This window comes from Eubacterium sp. MSJ-13 (assembly GCF_018918235.1).
GTDB lineage: Bacteria > Bacillota > Clostridia > Lachnospirales > Lachnospiraceae > Butyribacter.
The window spans coordinates 1-5,618 of record NZ_JAHLQE010000085.1 but is presented as its reverse complement, the minus strand read 5'-3'; the positions used below and the strand labels follow the sequence as shown (position 1 = coordinate 5,618).

7 protein-coding genes are annotated in these 5,618 nt (G+C 34.2%); all 7 read left to right on the top strand.

Translation table 11 applies throughout. The features are described from left to right. The first annotated feature begins 363 nt into the window (after positions 1-363). The 7 genes from KQI69_RS05215 to KQI69_RS05185 all read left to right on the top strand — a co-directional run bounded on the left by KQI69_RS05215 (position 364) and on the right by KQI69_RS05185 (position 5,431). On the top strand, positions 364-1,404 hold the full coding sequence (locus KQI69_RS05215) for an electron transporter RnfD (RefSeq protein WP_216564289.1): 1,041 nt from the start codon (positions 364-366) through the stop codon (positions 1,402-1,404). A gap of 145 nt (positions 1,405-1,549) precedes the next feature. Further along, positions 1,550-1,891, top strand: a complete 342-nt coding sequence (locus KQI69_RS05210; RefSeq protein WP_216564288.1) for a nucleotidyltransferase family protein — start codon at positions 1,550-1,552, stop codon at positions 1,889-1,891. Further along, a complete protein-coding gene (locus KQI69_RS05205) occupies positions 1,881-2,312 on the top strand; it encodes a HEPN domain-containing protein (RefSeq protein WP_216564287.1) in 432 nt (143 codons plus the stop codon). The genes KQI69_RS05210 and KQI69_RS05205 overlap by 11 nt, the downstream gene beginning before the upstream one ends. A gap of 143 nt (positions 2,313-2,455) precedes the next feature. After that, positions 2,456-2,851, top strand: a complete 396-nt coding sequence (locus tag KQI69_RS05200) for a sigma-70 family RNA polymerase sigma factor (RefSeq protein WP_216564286.1) — start codon at positions 2,456-2,458, stop codon at positions 2,849-2,851. A gap of 147 nt (positions 2,852-2,998) precedes the next feature. After that, positions 2,999-3,754, top strand: a complete 756-nt coding sequence (locus KQI69_RS05195; protein ID WP_216564285.1) for a CHASE domain-containing protein — start codon at positions 2,999-3,001, stop codon at positions 3,752-3,754. Positions 3,755-3,841: 87 nt separating this feature from the next. Beyond that, positions 3,842-5,056, top strand: coding sequence for an ATP-binding protein (locus tag KQI69_RS05190; RefSeq protein ID WP_216564284.1), 1,215 nt, complete (start codon positions 3,842-3,844; stop codon positions 5,054-5,056). A gap of 78 nt (positions 5,057-5,134) precedes the next feature. Next, entirely contained in the window at positions 5,135-5,431 is a 297-nt protein-coding gene (locus tag KQI69_RS05185; protein WP_216564283.1) for a fibronectin type III domain-containing protein, read from the top strand. The last annotated feature ends 187 nt before the right edge of the window (positions 5,432-5,618 follow it).

Below are 5,618 nucleotides of genomic sequence, written 5' to 3'. Positions count from 1 at the left end.
CAGCTAATAGTGTTATGAGCAAGTAGCAAAGCGGATTGCGAATATCCGCTTGACATTATTAAGAAGTGCGGCGTGTGAAATTTAAATGATAAAAATGTTGGAAATATTTTTGGATGACAATAAATGATATGGAAAGAAGATTTCGCAGATTGTGAGATCTTCTTTTTGGATTTATGTGGTGATTATTAAAGCATATCGGATTGCGAATATTCGCTTTGCAATAAATATAATTAAAAAATATTGACTAATAAAAATAAATGACTATAATTAAATTAAGTTTAAATTCAAATAAAATAAATTAAAATTATGATTTATTAACTAAGGCAATACTTTTTGAGATATAAACATGAGGAGGATGAAAAAATGTGGATAAGTTCAGATAATGAAAAGATAAGATACACAGGGCGTATAGACTGGAGCGTGTCAAAGGAGCCGGTATGGGTATTCCCATGCACATCGTCAGAGTTTAAATTTACAGGAAAAATTTTAAAAATTCATGTGAGAAATAAAAATGAGTACTGGCAGAATTATCTTGGCTGTATCCTTGACAATGTGCAGTCATGCTTCTATATAAAAAAAGAGGGAGAAACTACGATTGAAGTACAAGTGCCTGAAAATGAGACAGGAGTACATCAGGTATTATTTTTTAAGAGGCAGGATTCATGTCATGAGATAACAATCCTCGGTTATGAGATAGGAGACGGTGAGGAACTTCTTGAACTTCCAAAGAAGCCGGAAAGAAGGATAGAAGTGTATGGTGATTCGGTATCGGCTGGTGAAGTATCGGAAGCGGTTGATTTTGTCGCAAAAGAAGATCCAGAACATGAAGGCGGTTATTCAAACAGTTATTATTCTTATGGCTGGATTTTGGCTAGAAAACTTGGAGCACAGATACATGACATCGCTCAGGGAGGTATCGCACTTATGGACGGTGAGGGCTGGTATCATGAACCGGAGCAGATAGGAATGGAGACAGTGTGGGATAAAGTTCACTATAACACTAGACTTAGTGATATGACCAAGTGGGATTTTGATAAGTACATACCGCAGGTCGTTATCGTTGCCGTAGGGCAGAATGATTGTCATCCTACAGACTATATGAAAGAAGATTACTGTCAGCCAAAGTCTAGAAAATGGCGAGAGCATTATATGAAATTTTTAACAAAATTAAGGGGTGTATATAAGTATGCAAATATAATATGCTGTACGACACTGCTTAACCATGATGGGGCATGGGATGATGCGATAGCACAGGTGGTAAAAAATATGGATGATGAAAAAATAACAAATTATGTGTTTAAGAGAAACGGTCATGGAACACCGGGACATTTAAGAATACCAGAGGCATATGAAATGGCGGAAGAATTGGCGGCATATATTGAAACATTAGATGTTATTTTTTGATGGTTAAAGTAGAGAAAAAAGTTTTTTGTTGCGTAGGAACAGATATGAAGTTATAATTATAATAGTATTATTACACAAAATTATCATGTGCAAAATATTGTGTAGAAAAGTAAGGGGATATTGGGAGGATAGGAGTGAGATTTTTATGTCAGAAGCAATTAAGAATCTGATAGAGATGTATGTGTCAGATATAAGAAATATATATGGAAATCATTTGCGACAGGTTATTCTTTATGGCTCTTACGCAAGAGGGGATTTTAATTCAGATTCAGATGTGGATATTATGATTCTTCTTGATATGCCAGATACAGATATAAAAAAGTACAGACATGAGCTGTCAGATATGACTTTTGATTTTAATATGGATTATGATGTAGATATAAAACCAATTGCAAAGAGTGAGGAACATTATAGAAAGTGGATTTCATCATATCCATTTTATAAGAATGTTGATCAGGAGGGAGTGACCTTATACAGTGCAGCCTGACGAGATAGGGACAAAAAAGGATTTGATTTTATACAGAATAGAAACTGCAAAAGAAGATTTGAAGTCTGCGGTATTACTTAGGGATGCAGGTTTATATAAGGGAGCCAATAATAGAGCATATTATGCAGTATTTCATGCAATTAATGCAGTTCATGCGTTAAATGGGAATGCATATAAGCGGCATAAAGATGCAATAGCAAATTTTAACAAAGAGTATGTTAAGACAAAAATCTTTCCTCGTGATATAGGAAGAAAGATAGCGGGGATGGAAGAAATACGCCATGCAAGTGACTATGATGATTTTTATATAGCATCCATAGAAGAGGTAAATGAACAGATTTTGGTTGCAGAAGAGTTTATAGAGATGGTTCAAAAATACTGCGAGCAACATTTAGAGGATATTTGTGACGATAGATTTTGAAACAGAATATGCAAAAAATACACACTAAAAATATTTTAAGGTGTGTATTTTTTTGCGGTAAATTAAACTTTCCAATGACTTATTACAATATAATATATAGAAGCACTGATAAAGCATTGTAAGAAAAGAGAAAAACAGCAGAGATGAGAAAAGAAGAACTTGAACAATTTATTTTTAAATATGGCGAAACACTGATGAAGTTCTGTAAGATAACTACAAATGATGATGAACTTGCGAGGGAGCTTTATCAGGACACTATGTTAAGACTTGTTGAACATTACAAAAAACTTGATATATCGGAAAATGTAAAAGCGTGGGCAATCTCGACGGCCATAAATCTATGGAAAAATAAGAAAAGAAAATATGCGTGGAGAAAGAGAATAGCAAAACATGAAAGTTATGAGGTGCATATAGAAAATGGACCGGAAATTTTTGAATATGATAACTTTGCTGATGGACAGATTAATCCTGAGCAGGCTGTTATTTTGTGGGTAATCTCATTTATCCTGCTGATTGTGCAGATGTTTAGAGAGAGATAAAAGTTTAAAATCGACCGATAATTGTATTTATCATTTTTGTGAGAACTGTTATAATATAATATGGGGTAAAAATATAATATTACCGATTTGTTTTGCAAATATAGAAAAGGATTTACTATTGATGTAAATATATTATGAGGTTTATCTATGGATGACAGTTTGATTAAAAAAAAGATGAAAATACGATTATTCGGTGTCTTTATCATTACGCTTTTGATAATACTTGCATGCAGCCATTATCTGGCAAGTAATCAGAAAAAATCGGAGCAGATGAAGGTAAAATATACTGCAAGGACTACGGTAAGCAGAATAGAGTCACGGCTTGATAAATATCTGGAGAGGGCAGATTTTATCAAGAAGATTATTGAAAAAGCTAATAATCTTGACGATAAGAAATTTAATGAGATTGCAGAGCTTTTGCATGAGGATAAAGATGTTATAGAGGCAATCGAGCTTGCAAAGGATGGAGTTGTCGGTAATATTTATCCGTTAAAGGGAAATGAGCCGGCTATGGGTTTGGATATGCTTACTAATCCCAAAAGAAAAAAGGAAGCAAAGATTGCAAAGAAAAGTGGTCAATATACGATTGCAGGTCCGTATGAGTTAAAACAGGGTGGCATCGGAGCACTTTTATTCGATCCTGTATACATATATGAAAATGGTCATAAAAAATTTTGGGGCTTTGTGATTCTTGTTATTGACTGGGAAAAATTTATTCATGAGATAAATTTGAACAACCTTGAAGATATAGGATATGATTATCAGATCTGGAAGAAGAACCTCTCAGAGGGAACGGAAGTTACGATTGCCCAGGGAAATTGTAAGCATATCATACATCCGCTTGAAGTAGTGTGCAAAGTTCCGAATGATACATGGTATTTTGAAATAGCACCTAAGTCTTGATGGATATCTGTGTCACAGCTTGTTATAGGCTTTTTTATTGATGTGGGGATTCTTATAGTGGTGTGCAATGCTTTTTGGCAGTATTTTGTGAGACGTTATAAAGAGGCTGTTTATGCAGAAAATATTAAGAAAGCGGCAAAAGAAGCTGAGATGGCGAACGAAACAAAGACAAGATTTTTGTTTAATATGAGCCATGATATAAGAACACCTATGAATGCAATCGTAGGCTTTTCGGAACTTCTTGAAAAACATCTTGATGACAGGGAACTTGCCGCAGATTATGTTTCAAAAATTAAAAAATCAAGTTCATTTTTGCTTTCTCTTATAAATTATGTTCTTGAGATGGCAAGGATAGAAAGTGGTAAAGTGTCATTGAAATCTGAAGTAACATGTTCGGAGACATTGATAGACTCGCTTAATGCTGTATTTGAATCTGATATTAAAAATAAAAACCTTAATTATAAATGTACTCAGGATATTGAGCATAAATATATTGTCTGTGATGTGACAAAGGTAAAAGAGATTTATCTAAATATAATAAGTAATGCGATAAAATACACTAAATCCGGTGGAAGTATTTCAGTGAATTTTACGGAGATTCCCTGTGACAGAGAAGGGTATGCTACATATGTAAGTATAGTTGAGGATACAGGTATAGGAATGAGTAAGGAATATCTTCCTCATATTTTTGAAGAATTTTCAAGGGAACATACGAGTACCGAGATTAAAATTGCGGGTACAGGGCTTGGACTTCCCATTGTAAAATCATTAGTTGAGCTTATGGGTGGAACGATAGATGTTGAAAGTAAGGTGGATGTTGGAACGAAAATGGTGGTTACACTGACTTTTCCTATCGCAACTAAGGAACATGGCGAAGAACAGAATAAACAGGTTACAGAGCAGAGTATTTACAATATTAAAGGAAAAAGGATTCTTATTGCTGAGGATAATGAGCTTAATGCAGAAATAGCAATGACCGTATTACAGGAAAATGGCATTTTAGCTGAATGTGCAGAGGATGGAAAAATCTGTGTAGAAAGGCTTGAGAAAATGCCGGAGGGATATTTCGATGCGATACTTATGGATATCCAGATGCCAAATATGAATGGTTATGAGGCTGCAAAAAAGATAAGAGCATTGGATGGTAAACGTTCTGAAATTCCAATAATAGCTATGACTGCAAATGCCTTTGAGGAAGATAAAAAGAAGGCAATCGACAGTGGTATGAATGCGCATATAGGAAAGCCTGTTGATATTGAGAAGCTGATCGAGATACTTGCGAAAATGCTTGCAGAGAGTTAAATAGGAGAACTTGTTAAATAGTCTTAAGTTTGATAGAATTATTTTATTAAATTTATTTAAGGAGACTATGCAGATAAATTGACATTATCTCAGGGATATATATATACTTATAGTTCAAGCGTAGGAAAAGGATGTATAAAACCAGTATGGTCTTCAGTATGGAACGCGTCAGGATATCAGATAAGATATTGTAAAAAGAGTTCTATGAAGGGGGCAGTGGTCAAGAGCATAAAATCATCTGAAAAAAATACGATCACGATTAAAAAACTTTCAAGAAAGAAAAAATATTATGTACAGGTTCGTGCATATATAAAGTCAGGAAATAAAACAGCTTATGGAAAATGGTCAGAAAAAAGGTGGTTTAAGACATATTAAATAGTTGTCATGCAATTATATTTAATTTTTCAACTGTCAAATTTCCGAAAAATCAAAATATACAGGGCGTATTCTTGCTGTGGGGATAAGTTATGACAAGGAAACAAAAGAGCATTCATGCAAAGTGGAAGAAGTCAAGCGGATATTCGCAATCCGCTTTGCTACTTGCTCATAACACTATTAGCTG

Excerpts from the sequence above, each read along its gene's own strand:
- KQI69_RS05215 (WP_216564289.1), top strand. The coding sequence starts at position 364 with ATGTGGATAAGTTCAGATAATGAAAAGATAAGATACACAGGGCGTATA.
- KQI69_RS05200 (WP_216564286.1), top strand. The coding sequence starts at position 2,456 with ATGAGAAAAGAAGAACTTGAACAATTTATTTTTAAATATGGCGAAACA.
- KQI69_RS05195 (WP_216564285.1), top strand. The coding sequence starts at position 2,999 with ATGGATGACAGTTTGATTAAAAAAAAGATGAAAATACGATTATTCGGT.
- KQI69_RS05210 (WP_216564288.1), top strand. The coding sequence starts at position 1,550 with ATGTCAGAAGCAATTAAGAATCTGATAGAGATGTATGTGTCAGATATA.